The 15,965-nt window shown below is 55.6% G+C and carries 15 protein-coding genes and 2 pseudogenes; 7 read left to right on the top strand and 10 right to left on the bottom strand.

The genetic code is table 11. The features are described from left to right. Nucleotides 1-19 precede the first annotated feature (19 nt). A complete protein-coding gene (locus A6U98_RS20975; protein WP_064652408.1) occupies nt 20-880 on the top strand; it encodes a LysR family transcriptional regulator in 861 nt (286 codons plus the stop codon). A gap of 46 nt (nt 881-926) precedes the next feature. Here the strand turns inward: A6U98_RS20975 and A6U98_RS20970 are convergent, their stop codons facing one another. Beyond that, entirely contained in the window at nt 927-1,349 is a 423-nt protein-coding gene (locus A6U98_RS20970) for a helix-turn-helix domain-containing protein (protein ID WP_064652406.1), read from the bottom strand. Between the two features lie 95 nt (nt 1,350-1,444). On the opposite strand from A6U98_RS20970, the gene A6U98_RS20965 reads away from it, so the two are divergent. Continuing rightward, complete coding sequence (locus A6U98_RS20965; protein WP_064652405.1) at nt 1,445-2,173, top strand: SDR family oxidoreductase; 729 nt, start codon at nt 1,445-1,447, stop codon at nt 2,171-2,173. A gap of 153 nt (nt 2,174-2,326) precedes the next feature. On the opposite strand, the pseudogene A6U98_RS37725 reads toward A6U98_RS20965, so the two are convergent. The 3 genes and pseudogenes from A6U98_RS37725 to A6U98_RS20960 all read right to left on the bottom strand — a co-directional run. Beyond that, nucleotides 2,327-2,472, bottom strand: a pseudogene (locus A6U98_RS37725) (transposase); the annotation flags it as partial. Between the two features lie 134 nt (nt 2,473-2,606). Next, a complete protein-coding gene (locus tag A6U98_RS36040; protein WP_245304543.1) occupies nt 2,607-2,744 on the bottom strand; it encodes an SDR family oxidoreductase in 138 nt (45 codons plus the stop codon). A 405-nt stretch (nt 2,745-3,149) separates the two neighbouring features. Further along, complete coding sequence (locus A6U98_RS20960) at nt 3,150-3,455, bottom strand: P-II family nitrogen regulator (protein WP_064652484.1); 306 nt, start codon at nt 3,453-3,455, stop codon at nt 3,150-3,152. Between the two features lie 734 nt (nt 3,456-4,189). Between A6U98_RS20960 and A6U98_RS20950 the strand changes: the two genes are divergently transcribed. Then, nucleotides 4,190-4,384, top strand: a complete 195-nt coding sequence (locus A6U98_RS20950) for a DUF1127 domain-containing protein (protein WP_064652401.1) — start codon at nt 4,190-4,192, stop codon at nt 4,382-4,384. Nucleotides 4,385-4,804: 420 nt separating this feature from the next. Here A6U98_RS20950 and A6U98_RS20940 read toward each other — a convergent pair whose 3' ends face one another. Next, a complete protein-coding gene (locus A6U98_RS20940) occupies nt 4,805-5,104 on the bottom strand; it encodes a hypothetical protein (protein ID WP_064652397.1) in 300 nt (99 codons plus the stop codon). Nucleotides 5,105-5,455: 351 nt separating this feature from the next. Here A6U98_RS20940 and A6U98_RS20935 point away from each other — a divergent pair, with 351 nt between their 5' ends. Continuing rightward, nucleotides 5,456-6,715 (top strand): SfnB family sulfur acquisition oxidoreductase, encoded by a 1,260-nt coding sequence (locus A6U98_RS20935; RefSeq protein ID WP_082933955.1) that lies wholly within the window; start codon nt 5,456-5,458, stop codon nt 6,713-6,715. A 643-nt stretch (nt 6,716-7,358) separates the two neighbouring features. On the opposite strand, the gene A6U98_RS20930 is transcribed toward A6U98_RS20935, so the two are convergent. Next, nucleotides 7,359-8,018, bottom strand: coding sequence for a peroxiredoxin (locus A6U98_RS20930; protein ID WP_064652394.1), 660 nt, complete (start codon nt 8,016-8,018; stop codon nt 7,359-7,361). A gap of 622 nt (nt 8,019-8,640) precedes the next feature. Here A6U98_RS20930 and A6U98_RS36865 point away from each other — a divergent pair. Next, the gene (locus A6U98_RS36865; protein WP_156667874.1) at nt 8,641-8,874 is read left to right on the top strand and encodes a hypothetical protein; all 234 of its coding nucleotides are present in this window, start codon (nt 8,641-8,643) and stop codon (nt 8,872-8,874) included. A gap of 185 nt (nt 8,875-9,059) precedes the next feature. Here A6U98_RS36865 and A6U98_RS20925 read toward each other — a convergent pair whose 3' ends face one another. After that, nucleotides 9,060-9,536, bottom strand: a complete 477-nt coding sequence (locus A6U98_RS20925) for an Lrp/AsnC ligand binding domain-containing protein (protein ID WP_064652482.1) — start codon at nt 9,534-9,536, stop codon at nt 9,060-9,062. Nucleotides 9,537-10,035: 499 nt separating this feature from the next. Next, a pseudogene (locus A6U98_RS37720) lies at nt 10,036-10,186 on the bottom strand (MarR family transcriptional regulator); the annotation flags it as partial. Nucleotides 10,187-10,325: 139 nt separating this feature from the next. Here A6U98_RS37720 and A6U98_RS20920 point away from each other — a divergent pair. After that, a complete protein-coding gene (locus A6U98_RS20920; protein WP_064652392.1) occupies nt 10,326-11,099 on the top strand; it encodes an alpha/beta hydrolase in 774 nt (257 codons plus the stop codon). A 503-nt stretch (nt 11,100-11,602) separates the two neighbouring features. Then, nucleotides 11,603-12,460 carry an MBL fold metallo-hydrolase gene (locus A6U98_RS20915; RefSeq protein WP_245304542.1) on the top strand — a complete coding sequence of 286 codons (858 nt, stop codon included), beginning with the start codon at nt 11,603-11,605 and terminating at the stop codon, nt 12,458-12,460. A 464-nt stretch (nt 12,461-12,924) separates the two neighbouring features. Here the strand turns inward: A6U98_RS20915 and A6U98_RS20905 are convergent, their stop codons facing one another. Further along, complete coding sequence (locus tag A6U98_RS20905; protein WP_064652389.1) at nt 12,925-13,959, bottom strand: glutamine synthetase beta-grasp domain-containing protein; 1,035 nt, start codon at nt 13,957-13,959, stop codon at nt 12,925-12,927. A gap of 685 nt (nt 13,960-14,644) precedes the next feature. Continuing rightward, the gene (locus A6U98_RS20900; RefSeq protein WP_064652387.1) at nt 14,645-15,589 is read right to left on the bottom strand and encodes an MBL fold metallo-hydrolase; all 945 of its coding nucleotides are present in this window, start codon (nt 15,587-15,589) and stop codon (nt 14,645-14,647) included. Between the last annotated feature and the right edge of the window lie 376 nt (nt 15,590-15,965).

The following is a 15,965-nucleotide window of genomic DNA, read 5'->3' as shown; positions in this document are numbered from 1 at the left end:
AGTTTTGTGCGGGCGGCCGATGGAATGGAGTGACGTCAGAATCTTTCTTGCTGTTGCGCGATGCGGCACGCTCGGCGGCGCGGCGCGTTCTCTTCAGACAAGCCATCCGACTGTGGGCAGGCGCCTGCGTGCACTTGAGGAGGCGATCGGCCACACGCTATTCCAGCGGACTGCGGACGGTCTTATCCTGACCGAAGAGGGCCACGGCATCATCGCGCTGGCGGAGCAGATGGAAGAGGGAGCGCTGGCCATGGAGCGCCGGCTTGCGGGGCAGGAGCAGAATCTCAAAGGCAGTCTGCGCATATCATCAGCAGACTGGTTTGGGGCCTATGTACTGCCTCCCATATTGGCGGATTTCTCGAACGCCTACCCCAATGTCGACGTCGAGATCCTCACCGGCACGCGTCTCTTCAATCTCGCCCAGCGCGAGGCCGACGTCGCTTTTCGCATCGTTCCGTTCAACACTGCCGATGTTGTTCAGCGGCGGCTCTTCAGGCTGGAGTATGGGGTCTATATCGCCGAGGAGTCGCCCGATCCCCAATATGGCGACGGGGCTGGTTTCCGGCTGATCACTCACGATACGTCGACCGGGCAGTTCCCCGATATCGCTTGGCTCATCGAGAGTTTTCCCAACGCGAAACCAATCCTGCGATCGAATAACCGCAACGTCCAGGGGCGCATGTGTAGGCAAGGCGTCGGGATCGCCGTCCTGCCCCGCGTGGTCGGCGATCAGATCGCCGGTATCCGGAGACTGGAACTGCCAATGTCGCCGCCGGCGCGAGACATCTGGATGGGATATCACCGGGACCTACGACGTCTTCAGCGTCTTCGTGCGTTCATCTCGACCGTGTCGCACCATCTTGTCAACGGGGCCGCGTGATGACCGGCCCGGCCGAGCAAGTGAATTTCGGCCGATACCTGTCGCGCTAGCCTCGAACCTGATCGTATTCTTCTTGCGCGCGCTCAAGCTCGGGACCGTAGGTCATGGACCACGCATAGAGCGCCTCGAACGGTTGCTGAAGGGAGCGGCCGAGCGAGGTGATGGTATATTCGACGCCGACCGGTGTCGTTGTCGTGAGCACTTCACGGCGAATGAGTCCATTACGCTCCAAGCGCTTCAACGCGTCGGCCAGCGCTTTGTGCGTGATACCGTCGAGGCGCCGCATGATCTCGTTGAACCGTGACGGTCTGGTACACAGGACGGTGAGGATCAGGACCGACCACTTGTTGGCGATCTGCTCAAGCACGGGCCGCGCCTTCTCAACGTCAAGCAACGCCTCGGCGGAGACAGCTTTGTGGCTTTGAGACGTGCAAGCTTTGATGATCGGACCTTCGTTCGTCGCAGCCATAGATATACTCCCTGATATCTGCTTTACATATAGTGCGTAATTGACCGTAGGTATAGAGTATATATCTAAGCATCATCACTGATGATGGAGTTAGCATGAGCAGACTAGCAAATAAGGTTTCCCTCGTTATCGGCGGGGTCGGTGGCATCGGCGGAGCCGTTTCTCAGAGGTTCGCCAGAGAGGGAGCGCAGGTCTACGCGACCAGCCGCAAGGTTGCGGAGAGCCAACCAGACGTAGCCGGCTTGGGCAGCATCCGCACGATCCAAGCGGATGCCAGTAACAGCGCCGATCTTCAGCGCGTCTTCGACCGGATCCGTTCGGAACATGGTCGCATCGACGTGCTTGTCGTGAACGCTGGCCTATCGGAATATGCACCTCTTGAAGACATTTCCGAGGATCATTTCGATCGGACATTCGGCCTGAACGTCCGATCCCTCGTATTCGCGGCGCAGGGTGCCATCGACATCATGCAGCCCGGCGGAACGATTGTGCTGATCGGCTCCATCGCGGGAGACATCGGCACCAAGGGCTATGGGGTCTACGGTGCGACGAAAGCCGCAGTCCGATCGTTCACACGCACATGGGCAAACGAACTCGCTCCGAAAGGCATCCGCGTCAACGTCGTCAGCCCTGGACCGACCGATACGGCGATGATGGCAGCGGCCTCACAGGAAATTCGAGTCGCACTGTCCAGTATGATCCCTCTTGGGCGCATGGGTAGACCTGATGAGGTGGCGGCCGCAGCCCTCTTCCTTGCAAGTGAAGAGAGCAGTTTTACGACAGGGGCAGAAATAGCCGTCGATGGGGGTATGGCTCAGGTCTGACGCCTGCTCTCGCCCGGCGTCGAAAGGACACTCACGCTAAAGCCTTTCACATCTATTCTGCCGCATACCCAGCAGCCCGGTAGAAGTTTCGGCATTGAGTGACTGAGAAGAGGCCGAAGGCTTGTGCGATGGCATCGAAGGCCTGGCGACCCACTTTCGCAGGAGCGCCTGGAGTTTCGAGAACGCCACCTCGATCGGGTTCAGGTCCTGCGAATAGGGTAGCAGGAAGAGAAGCCACGCGCCCTTTGCCTTGACAGTTGCTCGGCTCGCTCGCTTTTGTGGAAGCCGACATTGTCGACATGTCTATCTTAGAAAAGTCTGCACTTGTGAATGAGCATCTGATCCGCTTTTTTTGGTGAAGCCTATCGCCGCTAGAGGTGATTACGGTCTTCCACTTAAAGGCAATATGGCAGGGCCGGTCTCTCTACCGGCCTCAAACTGCTACGATTCCGCCATCCACCATTAGCTCCTCGCCTCCAACGAAGCTGCTCTCGCTCGACGCCAGAAACAGAACAGCTTTGGCGACCTCTTCAGTCGCGGCGAGCCTGCCGAACGGAATCACCTGCTTCATCCATTCCCCGGTGCCAGGCATTCGTCGCAGATCCCGCAGCCATCGTCATCCATGCTTGAGGCCAGACGTAGCTTTCGACAACACGGACAAGTCGCTGCATCCGCAGCAAACATCTCGTCGCGGTCCGGCGGAAGAATGTCAATGTGTCATTCCTGCAGTCAATTATGATCTCGCGCTTCCTAGCGCGACGTCGGCTATAGGCTGAGACCGAGGCGCTTAATCGATAAGCAAGCCGTTGAGATCTCAGGTTTGGAACTTGTGTTCTGGAAGCGGCCGTTACACTTCGGCGGATCGATGATTTTGCTCGCCGCAAGTCAGCTCGCGGGACTCGCGCTACTGATTGCAGTCAGCCAATCGCCCGAAGGGTCGCACGAGCGGGAAATTGCGGAATCTTCAGCAATACCGTTAGTGAGTCAATATTTCATAGACGTCGCTCACCAGAATTCTGGTATCGGCGCCATAGCCGATAAGCGCCATCAAGATAGCTTCCGCAACGATTTCCGTCTGGGTGTCTCTGGTAACAATCTCTAGCCTGACGGCGGATTTGTCGTCAGCGACATGCTCAACACCTCGATACCGGGTCACTCTGCGGTTTCGCGGCGCAAAATCCTTAACATCGGACAGCACGAACTCGAGTAAGTTTAGATCCAGCAATGCCTGGCGCACATCACCGACGCGTGAAGGGGGGAAAATCGCTTCGATTTTTTTCACGGCGTTCACTTTATCCGCATAAGGGAAATGACTAGGAAATTGTAGTTAGTTTGGGCCCGATTCTTTGCTTGCAACTGCGAGATCTGCCGTAATTGATTCCAGCTAGCGAATGTTGCTTCCACGCGGAGATTACCCCGTCGTCCGCGGGTAAACCTTGTTAAGAATATCAGCGAGCCGGGCAGCCGCCTCGTGATGCAGGCCCGATAGGATTTCCCCGCCAAACGTGGCGGGCGCTTCGTGATGGTCGTCCCATACCATCCACCTCTCGGTTGGCATCAAAATGACATCAAATCTCAATGTTGAATTGTTCATCGCGGTTTCTTCTAAGCCAAGTCACCAGCACATCTGACCTTTAATCCGGCCTTCGGATGCGTGATCGCCTATCATGCAAAAAAGGACTCAAGCCGTCTCTCGGCATGTGATCATGTCTGCGATGCGCTATGGCGCTGTTTCAGTTCCCGGCCTGCTTGTTGCAAATGACACGATGTTCGAAAATGCGGCAGCCTGTCGACACGGCGAGGGATAACTTGGCCATTTGTCCTTTGCATTGGACCAAGCGAGCTTACGGGCACGGCGGGCGGAACAGCTCCGCCCATCACTGAATGTGTACTACATATGAAATGGTTTTCCGCATTAGAGAAACACTCCGATAGCCAGCGCGCCAAAGATTTGGACCCGACGCGCACATTATTTGTGCGTCGCGAACACTTATTAAGCAAACGTCGGAGAAGACCATGAGAGTGAACCAGCGGACATCCCTCGGGCGACTGCAGCAAGTCTATGCTGCTTTGGTGCGTCGAAAGAGGATTCGAGAGGCGATAAGGGACCTTCAATCACTAGACGACAACATGCTCAACGATATCGGGATCGGCCGTGGTGACATTGAGTGGATAGTGGACGGTGGGCGGCGCAACAACCGCAGCCTTTAAAGGCACTGCAAGTTTTTCAGCGCTTCTAAAGCGCTGAACTGACGTCCATGATGTAAATGACCGTTGGCAGCTAGAGGCTGGTCCTGTGACACATAACCGATTGCCCGTCCGCACGAGATGTCGGAATGATCAGTTTGCCCGGAGGCTGTCTTTGTCGCTTCAGAGGGTGCAAAAGCTATTGTGGAATAGCTTGGGGGGACTCGCGAAAGTATCCATCCCTTCATTACAAGAATCTGCATGATCAGCCACGCCTCCGAATGCCTGCCCCGTTGATCTTGCCTCCAGCGCGGCAGTGCGCGCTGGAGGTAACCCTCGATATCGGCGACGCTCTTGCCCTTCAGCAAAGCGATTTCGGCGACGGTCCTTGAAATCATCCTTCGACTACTGCCTCAGCTTCAGCCTGTCCCAAGGCATTCAAAATCATTTGTACACTCCAACAATGGGAGCCGGCTTTCTCCGGCGATGGTCAACCGGACGGTAACCACGAAAAAATGCGACCCGCCCGTAGAAGGTGGCTTCAACCGCGGCAGCATCGTCATCTGGGCGCGCCTCTGGATCTGCAACCGCGCCGAGCATATCAACATCGACCCCGCTGATCATCATATAGGTTGCCACATCCCCTCGTGTTCGAGAGACCAGGAGATGATCGTTGTAATCGCGGATCAGGTCGAGGTTATGCCATACAGTCCAGCATGCCGGGCCCCGGACCTCGACCTTCATGAATTAGAGAGATTCCGGCCCTTGGTCATTAAGTTTGCGGAGCGTCCGTTCGTGCTGGCACATTCCAGCGAACGGCTTGGCGATCCAGACGGCGATTGTTGTTGCGCTCGGGATAGACCGCTTTGTTACGAATGACGTACGGCACTCCATACCAGCAACGATCGTGAAATGTAGGAAGCTGTAACTGCCTTTCCTGAATACGGGCAAGGCCTCGGCTTCGGAGCGCTTGCCTCTCGACGGCCCACTGCACCTCACAGTTCGCAGTTCCTCGGTCAAGGTGATCACTTTCACCGCGGTCGAATAGCTGCTTCCTCGAACTAGTAGCCAACCAATGACTAGGAAGACGATGCCATGAGTAATACTATCCCGAAAGCCTCTCAAGAATCGGAGTCCATGCCAGCTCCGGAGTCGGCGCCCTGCCCCCCAACAGAACATGCCCACGTGATCAGCAGCGACGAGGAAGCGATTGCGATTGCCGAGAATTTGCGCTTGCGCTTTCTTGCCGACGCCGGCCCAAGGGACAGAAATAGAACGCTTCCGTTCGAGGAGGTCGATATTTTTTCGCAGAGCGGTCTTTGGGGGATCACAATCCCGAAAAACTACGGCGGTGCAGGAGTTTCGCAGGTCACGGTCGCCAAGGTTTTCACACTCCTTGCTTCAGCCGATGCCTCGCTAGCGCAAATGCCGCAGAGTAACTTTGAAATCATCGACGTCATTCGACTCACCGGAAGCGAAGAGCAGAAGAGAGATCTCTTCGGCATGGTGCTCGCCGGCCAGAGATTGGGAAACGCGTTTTCGGAATTTAAGGGCAAGAATGTCGAAGATTTTGAGACCCGATTGGTCCGTGACGGAGATGAGTTTCTCGTCTCGGGACAGAAATTTTACTCGACCGGCGCGCTCTTCGCTCACCTGGTCCCGATCGTGGCATTGGATGAAGGTGGCCATGTCGTCGTTGCCGTGGCTGATCGAACCGCGAGCGGACTAACAGTTGTAGACGATTGGTCAGGCTTCGGCCAGCGCACGACCGCCAGCGGCACGGTGGTGCTGGATAGCGTGCGCGTTGCTGCCTCTAGAGTATTGCCTGCCCACATCGTATACGAAAAGCCGAGCGCCGTCGGTCCGCAGAGCCAAATTATCCATGCCGCGATCGACCTCGGGATTGCCAAATATGCTATCGATGTCACAATCGATCTCATCAAGACCTATGCGCGCCCTTGGATCGACAGCGGACAGGAACGCGCAAGTGATGATCCCTACACGATCGCGGCTGTTGGGGACCTGAAAATCAAATACAACGCTGCCGAAGCAATGCTTGAACGCAGCGGACGTCAGCTTGATGCCACGATCGCCAATGTTGATGAAAGGACGATCGGCTTGGCCAAAATCGCAATTGCGGAAGCGAAGGTTTTGTCCACGGAACTTGTCCTCCTTGCATCGAATAAGCTGTTCGAACTCGTAGGAGCGCGCTCGACCCTCGAGAAGTTGAATTTGGACCGCCTTTGGCGCGATGCGCGAACACACACGCTCCACGACCCCGTTCGCTGGAAATTCCATGCGATCGGACAATACTACTTAAATGATATCGAGCCTCCGATACATTCCTGGATCTAAGCAAGTACAGTGGGCCGATCAGAGTGTCCGCAGCCGCTGGAGGGGAGCGCGCGCCGGACGGTCGTCGCTAGCCAGGCTGATGAAGTGTCCGGTGCCGGAAAGTGTGATGTTCGCCGTGTTCGGCTCTCGCGGCACTGCGCAAGAGGGCGGAAGCGCTCACCGTAACTGCCGCCGCCCGTCATGCTGCTGACGGCTGCGTTCGCGACCAGTGCATGGCCTCCCGTCAATGAGCTGTAGTCGTGTCGGCATCCGTCGTCCCGCATTTCTGCCAGCCGTTGAGCGCATTCCCACTGTTGTCGAGTACCATGGTCTTCGCGGCTGGCGTCGACGACCAGAACCGCGTGGCCTCTGCCGCTGGGCTTGACGATGGCAATACGAATTGCCTTTGAAGACCTGCCCAACGGGGCAAGCCAGCTAGGACCGCCATGCACGGCAAACATCGAGGCAAGTGCCATATCGGCGACTAGCTTGTGCCTACACATTCTCCCGGCGATCGGCATAGTAGCCCCTCGTGGACAGATCGCATAATGGCGGGCGATCGAGGCCAAGCGCTCAGAAGCCAGGCTGCATCGCAACCTGGCTCATCCACAAATCGCGTCAGACAGTTAGCAACACGAATGTGTCGCCGGCCCGTTGGGATATATCAGGCGCCAGGCTGCTTGGTCTTGCGCAAGTAAGGCAGAACCGTATCGAAGGAGCCGAAACGCGCGATTGCGTCTTCGTTGGACACCGCGGCGGTGATGATAACGTCGTCACCCTGGTTCCAGTTCGCTGGCGTCGCTACCTGGTGCTTGGCCGTCAGCTGGATGGAGTCGATGGCGCGCAGGATCTCATTGAAATTGCGGCCCGTCGTCATCGGATAGGTCAGGATCAGCTTGATCTTCTGGTCGGGACCGATGATGAAGACCGAACGCACCGTTGCGTTGTCGGCAGGCGTGCGGCCTTCCGAGCTCTCGCCGGCGCCGGCCGGCAGCATGTCGTAAAGCTTGGCGACCTTCAGGTCCTTGTCACCGATCAGGGGATATTCGACGTCGAAGCCGGTGGCGGTCTTGATGTCGCTCTTCCACTTGGCATGGCTTTCCACAGGATCGACGGAGATGCCGATGATCTTGGCGCCACGCTTGGAAAACTCTCCCGCAAGGCCGGCCATGGCGCCGAGTTCGGTCGTGCAAACCGGCGTGAAATTCTTCGGATGCGAGAACAGGACGGCCCAGCCGCTGCCGATCCAATCATGGAAGCTGATCGGTCCCTGGGTCGTGTCGGCGGTAAAATCGGGGGCGATATCGTTGATACGCAAGCTCATATGTTTTCCTTTTCCAACTATACAAGCGACAGCCGTGTGGTGGAGAAAGTCACCGTTTATCGGTGCCTGTCACCCCACCTCTGGATGCCGCAGGAGATGTATCGAACACCCATGTTACCGAAGTATTTCGAAAACGAGGTCGTTCTTCGTTCACTCATCCCGAGCTGGCTTTGCCGGCTTAGCTGACGAAATCCGTCAGGCGGGGTTTAGCCCGCTGACCAATTGCGCCGGAAGCAGTGGGGGGCCGTCACCAGTGACCAGGCGACGATCTGGATTGTAGAAAACCGCCTGGCGGAGCCGGCGCCAGCTACTCAAAATACGTCGGAACCGACCTGGCAATTATCGAGAAGACCGCGAGGGAAAGCATCGCAACGATGCTCAAAAGCACCACCGCTGCGATCCCACAGCGCCATAATTCCGCGAGCAGAACGCGACACGAAGCGTTTTTGGGAATTCTGTCGGGGCGCCGGCTTGACGGTGATGACCTTGCGACATTGCGAACTCCGAACGCAGCAATCTCAAATGCAACATTCGCTCCAGCCTTGGACACGAACGCGAAACGCGGCGATTCGAGTCTGCTATCTGCAGCTTGTTGCGATTTATGGAAATTGGAGACGATGTCGTGAAAGTATATCACGTGATTACACCATCTTATTTGAAGAGAAAATTACGCAGCATCAATATTTTCAGCGGATGCATTTCACGTCTGTCGAACTTAAGCGGGCTTGGATTTGCAGGCCCTGCTGCGCTCTATTTTTCTCCATATTATCCGCTTCCCGACGATCTCGTTTCAGGCGATTTCGACGGATATGAGACGGTGGCGGACGAGGAAATTCCAGTACTGCCGCCAAAGTAACAGCCCGGCGGGGTGCTCGGAATTCCATTGCGCCCACGATGTATGGGTTGACTTGAATGTGGCAACAACTGGCCAAATGAACCACAGGCTAAAAGCTGAGTTGTCGCAAGGCGCTTCTGAAAACCGGGGAAAAAACGGTTTCAGATCAAGGAACATTGCACCAACGCATTTGGTGCCGTCACGATCTAGAACGGCAATCTCGCGTTTTCCTTGACTTCCTTCATCACGAAGAAGGTCCGCGTCTGTCGAATGCCGGGGAGCGCAATCAGCTTTTGACCGTGGAGCTTATTGAAATCGGCCATGTCCCGCACCCTTATCTTCAGCAGGTAGTCGAAATCACCCGCTACGAGGTTGCACTCTAGCACCTCCTTCATCACCATTACGGCGCCCTCGAACTCTGCGAAGCTCTCCGGTGTTGAGCGATCGAGCACCACTCCGACCATGACCAGTGCGCCTAGCCCGATGGCCGTCGGCGCGACTTCGGCGCGAACGCCTGTGATGAAACCTTCCTGGAACAGCCGTTGGGTGCGTCGATGACAGGTGGCGGCGCTGACATTGACCCTTTCAGCCAAGTCAGCGTTGGTGAGGCGACCTTCAGATTGCAGCGCACGCAGGATTTTGAGATCAATCCGGTCGAGAGACTCTTCGGAAGATTCTTTCATTTTTTGTGTAACTTGCATGTTTAATCGCCAAAAATTTCACATAAGCTAGCTTAACTTCGATCATAAAAAGAGCAACTAAGAAAGCACATTTCGCGCGTTATGTCTTAGCTTATGCTACGAATTGGGGAGATCCGAAATCATGTCACCTTTTCAGATCGGTGATTCTTGCCGCCGAATTGCGAACTCGAAATGTGCGGGGGCGGAGCGATTTTACAAACTGTCGTCAGATCTGAGATCAGCGGTGCGTAAAGCTAACCGTGATGCTCGGAAGCCCGCGCCCAGTTCTTGAATCTTACAGCGGAGCTCGGTGAATATAAGGAGGGTTTAAGACCAGCAATTCGCACTGGCGGCCCGACCAGCGGATGAACCATTACGCCACTCAGTTCTGTAAAACCTGGGGCAGCGTAATTGATCTCAATCGCGCGGCGCCACACGCGTCTCTCGTGTCAAATGGAATCGATATCGGAAAGGTAGCCGTGGGCACCTGGTTGTCGGATCGCCACAGGACGTTCAGTGCGAGGTATTGTGGATAAGTAAGCCCGAGGTCATCGAGCAATGTTTTGTAGAAGCGTTGGATCGCCAGCCGAGTAGATCGCGTAGCAAAGTTGGTCGCCGAGCGGGACCGGTTTGTCGTTCGCAATCTTGTGCATGAGTCCTCCTTCAACCGGAGTATTTGCATTTCAATCGCGAAAAACAATATCGCGATAAATAATGACTTGACAGAATTTTCCTGTGAAATTAGATAAGTTATCGCGATAACTGTTATTGCGCTATAAAAGGAGAAGGATCATGAAATTCGAATTGATTGGCGCCCTCGCTGCGGCCGGCGCTCTTCTTGTCATCAACTCGGCAAGCGCACAGACGATTCCGGACACCCAAGCTGTCAAAAACGTAGTCCTTGTTCATGGTGCATTCGCAGACGGCAGCGGCTGGCGTTCCGTGTATGACAATCTCACCGAGCGCGGATACAAAGTCACTATTGTGCAAAACCCGCTCACCTCACTCGCTGACGACGTTGCAGCTACCAATCGGGCTCTGGAACGACAGACGGGACCAGCTATTCTCGTTGGACATTCATGGGGCGGAACTGTCATCACAGAAGCTGGCGTTGATCCGAAGGTCGCCGGTCTCGTTTATGTATCTGCCCTGTCTCCCGATGCCGGCGAGACGACCGGCCAGCAATATGAGGGCTTCGCACCGCAGACCGACTTCGTAATCGAAACTACCAAGGATGGTTTTGGATATGTAAAGCCTGAGAATTTCAAGATTGCTTTCGCCAGTGATGTAAGCGATGCAGATGTTGCGTTGATGCGGGACTCGCAGATTCCGATCAACATGTCAGTTTTCGGCACAAAGCTCACCAACGCTGCCTGGCGGACCAAGCCAAGCTGGGCAGTGATTGCGACCGAAGACAAAGCCTTTGACCAGAAGATGCTGATACATATGGCGGAGCGCATCGGCGCGAAGGTAACCAAAGTATCCGCTAGCCATGCGCTGTTCATGACGCAACCAAAGGCCATCGCTGATACGATTGACGAGGCAGCCAAGGCCGTCTCGAAGTAGCGTGAAATTCTGTGGGGCGGCGCAAGCCGCCCGCCTATCGCCGATGTCGCCAACACCTGATGACTGAGTGGCGGTCACTATGTGGCAGGTTGGCCGCCAAGGGTCCGATGGCGGTCTGCCGCTGTCGTTGGGCTGGTCTCACATTTACATTGTGATCATGCAAAGTTCTCAACTATATCTGTAATAGATCAGCGGATATTTGAAATACGGGTGATATCGACTGCAATAAATTTGGCGATGTAGAAACATTGAGGTTGTCGAAGGAGTACTCCCGCGGTGGTTCGTTCGCAAATGTCGTTGTCAATGGCAAACCGTGGAAGTACAGCTCGATTTCAGCGCTACAAGCCAAGCTCCGGTTGCCTATAGGCCTCGAAGCGCCAGCCATCGGCAAGCGGCGACCCCTCGGACTACAATTCAAACTCTTCGGATGAGGCGGACGACATCGATACGATGACTGAGGCGGTTCACAATTATCAACAATGTCTCATAGGCGCGGGAGTCCGATGCAACCAAATGTTCATGGCATTTTCCATCAACCGACAGGATCGGTCCAGTACATCATCTGGGATCCTGCCAGCCGTGCGTGCGCCATCATCGATCCGGTGCTCGACTTCGACAGAGGCTCGGCGACATTCAGCGCCACCAGCGCGGACGAGCTGCTTCGCTTTGTCGGGAGGCATGAGCTGAAAGTGGAATTGATCGTCGATACCCACCCGCATGCCGATCATATGTCGGCGGCGGCGTATCTTTCAGACCGCACTGGCTCGCCGACGGCAATCGGCGAACGAGTGGCAATCGTTCAGCAGATGTGGCGGGAGCGCTATGATCTACCGGAGCTGCCTGTCGATGGACGGCAATGGCACCGGTTGCTTCGACATGGTGACACGATTACCATCGGCAGTGTCGACCTCGCGGTGGCCTATGCACCAGGGCATACACTCGCATCGATCATTCTGTACAATGAAGACGTAGCGTTCGTAAACGATACCGTTTTCTTGCCGGACGTCGGGACAGCTCGAGCCGACTTTCCAGGAGGAAGCGCCGAAGAACTCTGGCAGACGATCTCCGCCATCGTAGCGCTTCCCAAACAGGTGCGATTAATGGTCGGGCATGACTATCCGCCGCAAGGTCGAACTGCTGCCTGGGAATGCTCGATCGACGAGCAGCGGGAAAATATCCACTTAGCGGGGCGCTCTGCGGTAGATTTCGTCGCATGGCGTCAATCGAGAGACGCCACATTGCCGCTTCCCGACCTTATGCTACTCGCACTGCAGGTCAACCTGAACGGTGGCCGGCCCCCGCTGAAAGCGCTAGATGGGAGGCGGTTTTTGAAGGTGCCGGTTGATTACACGCATCTCTAAACGCTCACCGAGGCCAGGCAAGGTTTGCCGCTGGAAATTAGGATGATCGTATGGACCGCGTGAGCAGGCTTCAAGCGCGTTTTCGGAATAGCGATTGCGCAATCTGCGCGGTGCAAGCTCGATACTGGGCAGATCCTCGGTGTGCGGCTCGGAAAAACTTATGAAGCACTTCCGACGCTTCGCCACTCGATACGACCGCAGAGCAATCCATTTCAAAGGATTCATCTATCTCCTCGCCGCAATGATCTTGCTGCGGTGAATATTCATCCGAAAGCTGTCTCGAAGTATGCACGACAATCGAACAAGGGGGACGTGCAAGCCGTGGGCCAAAGTCACCTCCATGCGACAGATTGGCCATGGCATTTCATGGGCAATCTGCCGCTTGCGCCGCGGGCGTTGCTGGATTGCAGCCAATTGCCGACACCTGGCTTGAAGCAGGCAATCGGTGCGTTCAGTTTTTCACGTCATCCGGCCTGCCTGTTGAGAAGCGGAACTTCCGAAATCGTCTTCAGAACCTGCGAAGCGATCTGGTAGGGGTCGCCCTGCGAGTTCGGGCGACGATCTTCCAGATAACCCTTGTAGTCGTTCTTGACGAAGGAGTGCGGAACGCGGATCGAAGCACCACGGTCGGCAACGCCGTAGGAGAAATTGTTCCACGGAGCCGTTTCGTGCTTACCGGTCAGGCGCTTGTCGTTGCCAGGACCGTAGACGTCGATGTGGTCCATCAGGTTCTTTTCGAACTGCGCCATCAGCGCTTCGAAATAGGCCTTGCCGCCGACTTCGCGCATGTACTTGGTCGAGAAGTTGCAATGCATGCCCGAGCCGTTCCAGTCGGTGTCGCCGAGCGGCTTGCAGTGATACTCGATGTCGATGCCGTACTTTTCAGTCAGGCGCTGCAAGAGGTAGCGTGCCATCCAGATCTGGTCGGCCGCCCTCTTGGAGCCCTTGCCGAAAATCTGGAATTCCCACTGGCCCTTGGCCACTTCGGCATTGATGCCTTCGTGATTGATGCCGGCAGCGAGGCAGAGGTCGAGATGTTCTTCGACGATTTCGCGGGCAACGTCGCCGACGTTGGAATAGCCGACGCCGGTGTAGTACGGACCCTGCGGAGCGGGGTAGCCCTGCTCAGGGAAGCCGAGCGGACGGCCGTTCTGGTAGAAGAAATATTCCTGCTCGAAGCCGAACCAGGCGTCTTCGTCGTCGAGGATGGTGGCGCGGGCATTCGATGCGTGCGGCGTGACGCCATCCGGCATCATGACCTCGCACATGACGAGAGCGCCGTTGGTACGGGCCGGGTCGGGATAGATGGCGACCGGCTTCAGCACGCAATCGGAGCTGCGGCCTTCAGCCTGCTGGGTCGAGGAGCCGTCAAAGCCCCAGAGCGGAAGCTGTTCCAGCGTCGGGAATGCATCGAATTCCTTGATCTGCGTCTTGCCACGCAGGTTCGGTACCGGAGTGTACCCATCGAGCCAAATGTACTCGAGCTTATACTTAGTCATCGTCTTCCTCGTAATTGAACACAAGCGAGACGACGCATGCATGAATCAGGTTGCAATTCGATTTTATTATGGGGAATTCTGCTTGCTATTGTAATATTGTCGAAGCAAATCCGCGGGAGCGCTCACGTCGGACAACGCGATGGGGGGCAAGTCTGCAACGTTCTCTTGACAGCTTCATGTCTTCTCCCACGTCCACGGGATGGAAGCGCCATGGACTTCAATGAGGATTTTGCACATTTCGTCGGCTGCTTTCCTGCTTAAGCCAATGCATGCCTCACGACCAAAAACTGCTGGCATTCGGGCATCACGGTCCCACACGGTCCAGCGTTCGTGAAGATCTGATAGCTGGACAAATCTTGATGTTACAGGTTTGATGACGGATGCCTCGGCGCCTTGATTGCGATGTGGGTGTTTTTTCATTTTAGAGCTGATAGATAGCCTGTGGGAGACTGTGCACCGTCATCTCGCTCGCGGGATGAGTCAGGCAGCGTTCAGATCGCATGACGGACGATGTTCCAAGTACGATTCCGTTTTGTTCCAATGTCTCAAATGGCATTTCTCGGCAGGAGCTGACCCGCATAGCCATCGGTGTTTTGCGCTGCTGCAGGTACAATCAAGCAATCATGGTATGGCTAGGACACCCGTGTGAGCCTAACTCATGCAGCCCGCGAAGGCATCAGCAGGATCACTTTTCCATTCCCGCCGAGGCGTTTCTGGCTTGCCAATATCGAGGCATATCGAGAGCACGGCCAACGGCAGGTCGTTGATTGACCCCTGGGCCGACGCCTGGATAGCCGTCGAATATTCGGTCGGTGAAAGGCAAGCGCCCTCCATTTAGGTTGATCTGGAGAGCAGCCAGCATGAGGCGCGGCAACAGCAATTGCTTGTCTCTCTGATTCCTCAGGGCCACAAACGACGTCAGATCCTTCCCCACTAGATCGATATTCGTTTCTGCTTGTGCTCTTACAGATGTTTCCCATCGAGCTTTGCGACCGTTTGGACGGTTGTCGTGTCCAATGAATAGCCTGGTGTCTTGCGGAAGCCTCAGGATCGCCTGGATCGTATGCCAAAGCACGTTGGGGTTGCCACCCGGAAGATCGCAGCGCGCCGTACCGCTATCCGGCATCATCAGCGTGTCATGGATGAATGCAGCATCGCCAATAAGATAGCTGACCGAGCCCAAAGAATGGCCTGCCGCGGCAGCCGCCGTGAGTGCAAGTCCGCCGATGTTGATCGTATCGCCATGATCAAGCAATCGATCCCATTGAGAGCCATCTGTTCGAAGAGTGCCAATGTTGAAGATGTCGTTCCAGAGACGCTGCATTTTCAGCACGCTTTTGCCAATGCCTGTTGGAGCCTTGGTCACCTGGCTCAGATAGCCACTTGCGCTAACGTGGTCCGCATGAGGATGTGTGTCCAAGATCCATCGCGTCCGAAGCCGGTTGGCGCAGATATAGTCAAGAAGAACCTCGACATTGCCAGTGTGAAAGCGACCAGATTCAATATCGAAATCCAAGACCGGGTCGATAATCGCACATTCCTTGGTAGCAGGATCTGAAACCACGTACTGCACCGCTCCGGAGAGCGAATGGTAGAAGGCTCGCACGCAAGGAGTCTCGGACTGGTCCATTTTAAGTCCATCGTTACTTGATCGTCGTTTTATCCTCCCCCCTTTTCTTCTGATCGACATGTTAGAATCATGCCATTTCGTATCAGATGTAACTCATGCCGAGGTAAGCGCCGTCTGCCGTGACTAAGGTGGAAATTGCAAGTTCCGGTGCTGGATTAAGCGCCTATTGCTCGAGTGGGGATGATCCGGTTCCGAGCGGTCTAAACGTTCCTGACAAAGAGTTTCAGGCCGCCCGCCAGCTTGCGATGTGTGGTTATCGACCCGGACGAGACGAACGTATCGCTGAGCCTGTAACCAAAGAAGGCATGGCCCTAGGACCCAAAATTATCGGTTGGTTTTGATCGCGCAGATACCCCTGGCGTGCTGATCGTGTTGC

It is taken from the genome of Rhizobium sp. WYCCWR10014, from assembly GCF_001657485.1.
In the GTDB taxonomy this organism is placed as follows: Bacteria; Pseudomonadota; Alphaproteobacteria; order Rhizobiales; family Rhizobiaceae; genus Rhizobium.
Note: the sequence above shows the minus strand (reverse complement) of the source record. Positions and strands in the feature narration are given on the sequence as shown.

What these genes read in the sequence shown, in the direction of transcription:
- A6U98_RS20930 (WP_064652394.1), bottom strand. Translation starts at nt 8,018, where the DNA reads ATGAGCTTGCGTATCAACGATATCGCCCCCGATTTTACCGCCGACACG.
- A6U98_RS20900 (WP_064652387.1), bottom strand. Translation starts at nt 15,589, where the DNA reads ATGGACCAGTCCGAGACTCCTTGCGTGCGAGCCTTCTACCATTCGCTC.
- A6U98_RS20965 (WP_064652405.1), top strand. Translation starts at nt 1,445, where the DNA reads ATGAGCAGACTAGCAAATAAGGTTTCCCTCGTTATCGGCGGGGTCGGT.
- A6U98_RS20975 (WP_064652408.1), top strand. Translation starts at nt 20, where the DNA reads ATGGAATGGAGTGACGTCAGAATCTTTCTTGCTGTTGCGCGATGCGGC.
- A6U98_RS20970 (WP_064652406.1), bottom strand. Translation starts at nt 1,349, where the DNA reads ATGGCTGCGACGAACGAAGGTCCGATCATCAAAGCTTGCACGTCTCAA.
- A6U98_RS20950 (WP_064652401.1), top strand. Translation starts at nt 4,190, where the DNA reads ATGAGAGTGAACCAGCGGACATCCCTCGGGCGACTGCAGCAAGTCTAT.
- A6U98_RS20940 (WP_064652397.1), bottom strand. Translation starts at nt 5,104, where the DNA reads ATGAAGGTCGAGGTCCGGGGCCCGGCATGCTGGACTGTATGGCATAAC.
- A6U98_RS20915 (WP_245304542.1), top strand. Translation starts at nt 11,603, where the DNA reads ATGCAACCAAATGTTCATGGCATTTTCCATCAACCGACAGGATCGGTC.
- A6U98_RS20925 (WP_064652482.1), bottom strand. Translation starts at nt 9,536, where the DNA reads ATGAAAGAATCTTCCGAAGAGTCTCTCGACCGGATTGATCTCAAAATC.
- A6U98_RS20905 (WP_064652389.1), bottom strand. Translation starts at nt 13,959, where the DNA reads ATGACTAAGTATAAGCTCGAGTACATTTGGCTCGATGGGTACACTCCG.
- A6U98_RS36040 (WP_245304543.1), bottom strand. Translation starts at nt 2,744, where the DNA reads ATGAAGCAGGTGATTCCGTTCGGCAGGCTCGCCGCGACTGAAGAGGTC.
- A6U98_RS20935 (WP_082933955.1), top strand. Translation starts at nt 5,456, where the DNA reads ATGAGTAATACTATCCCGAAAGCCTCTCAAGAATCGGAGTCCATGCCA.
- A6U98_RS20920 (WP_064652392.1), top strand. Translation starts at nt 10,326, where the DNA reads ATGAAATTCGAATTGATTGGCGCCCTCGCTGCGGCCGGCGCTCTTCTT.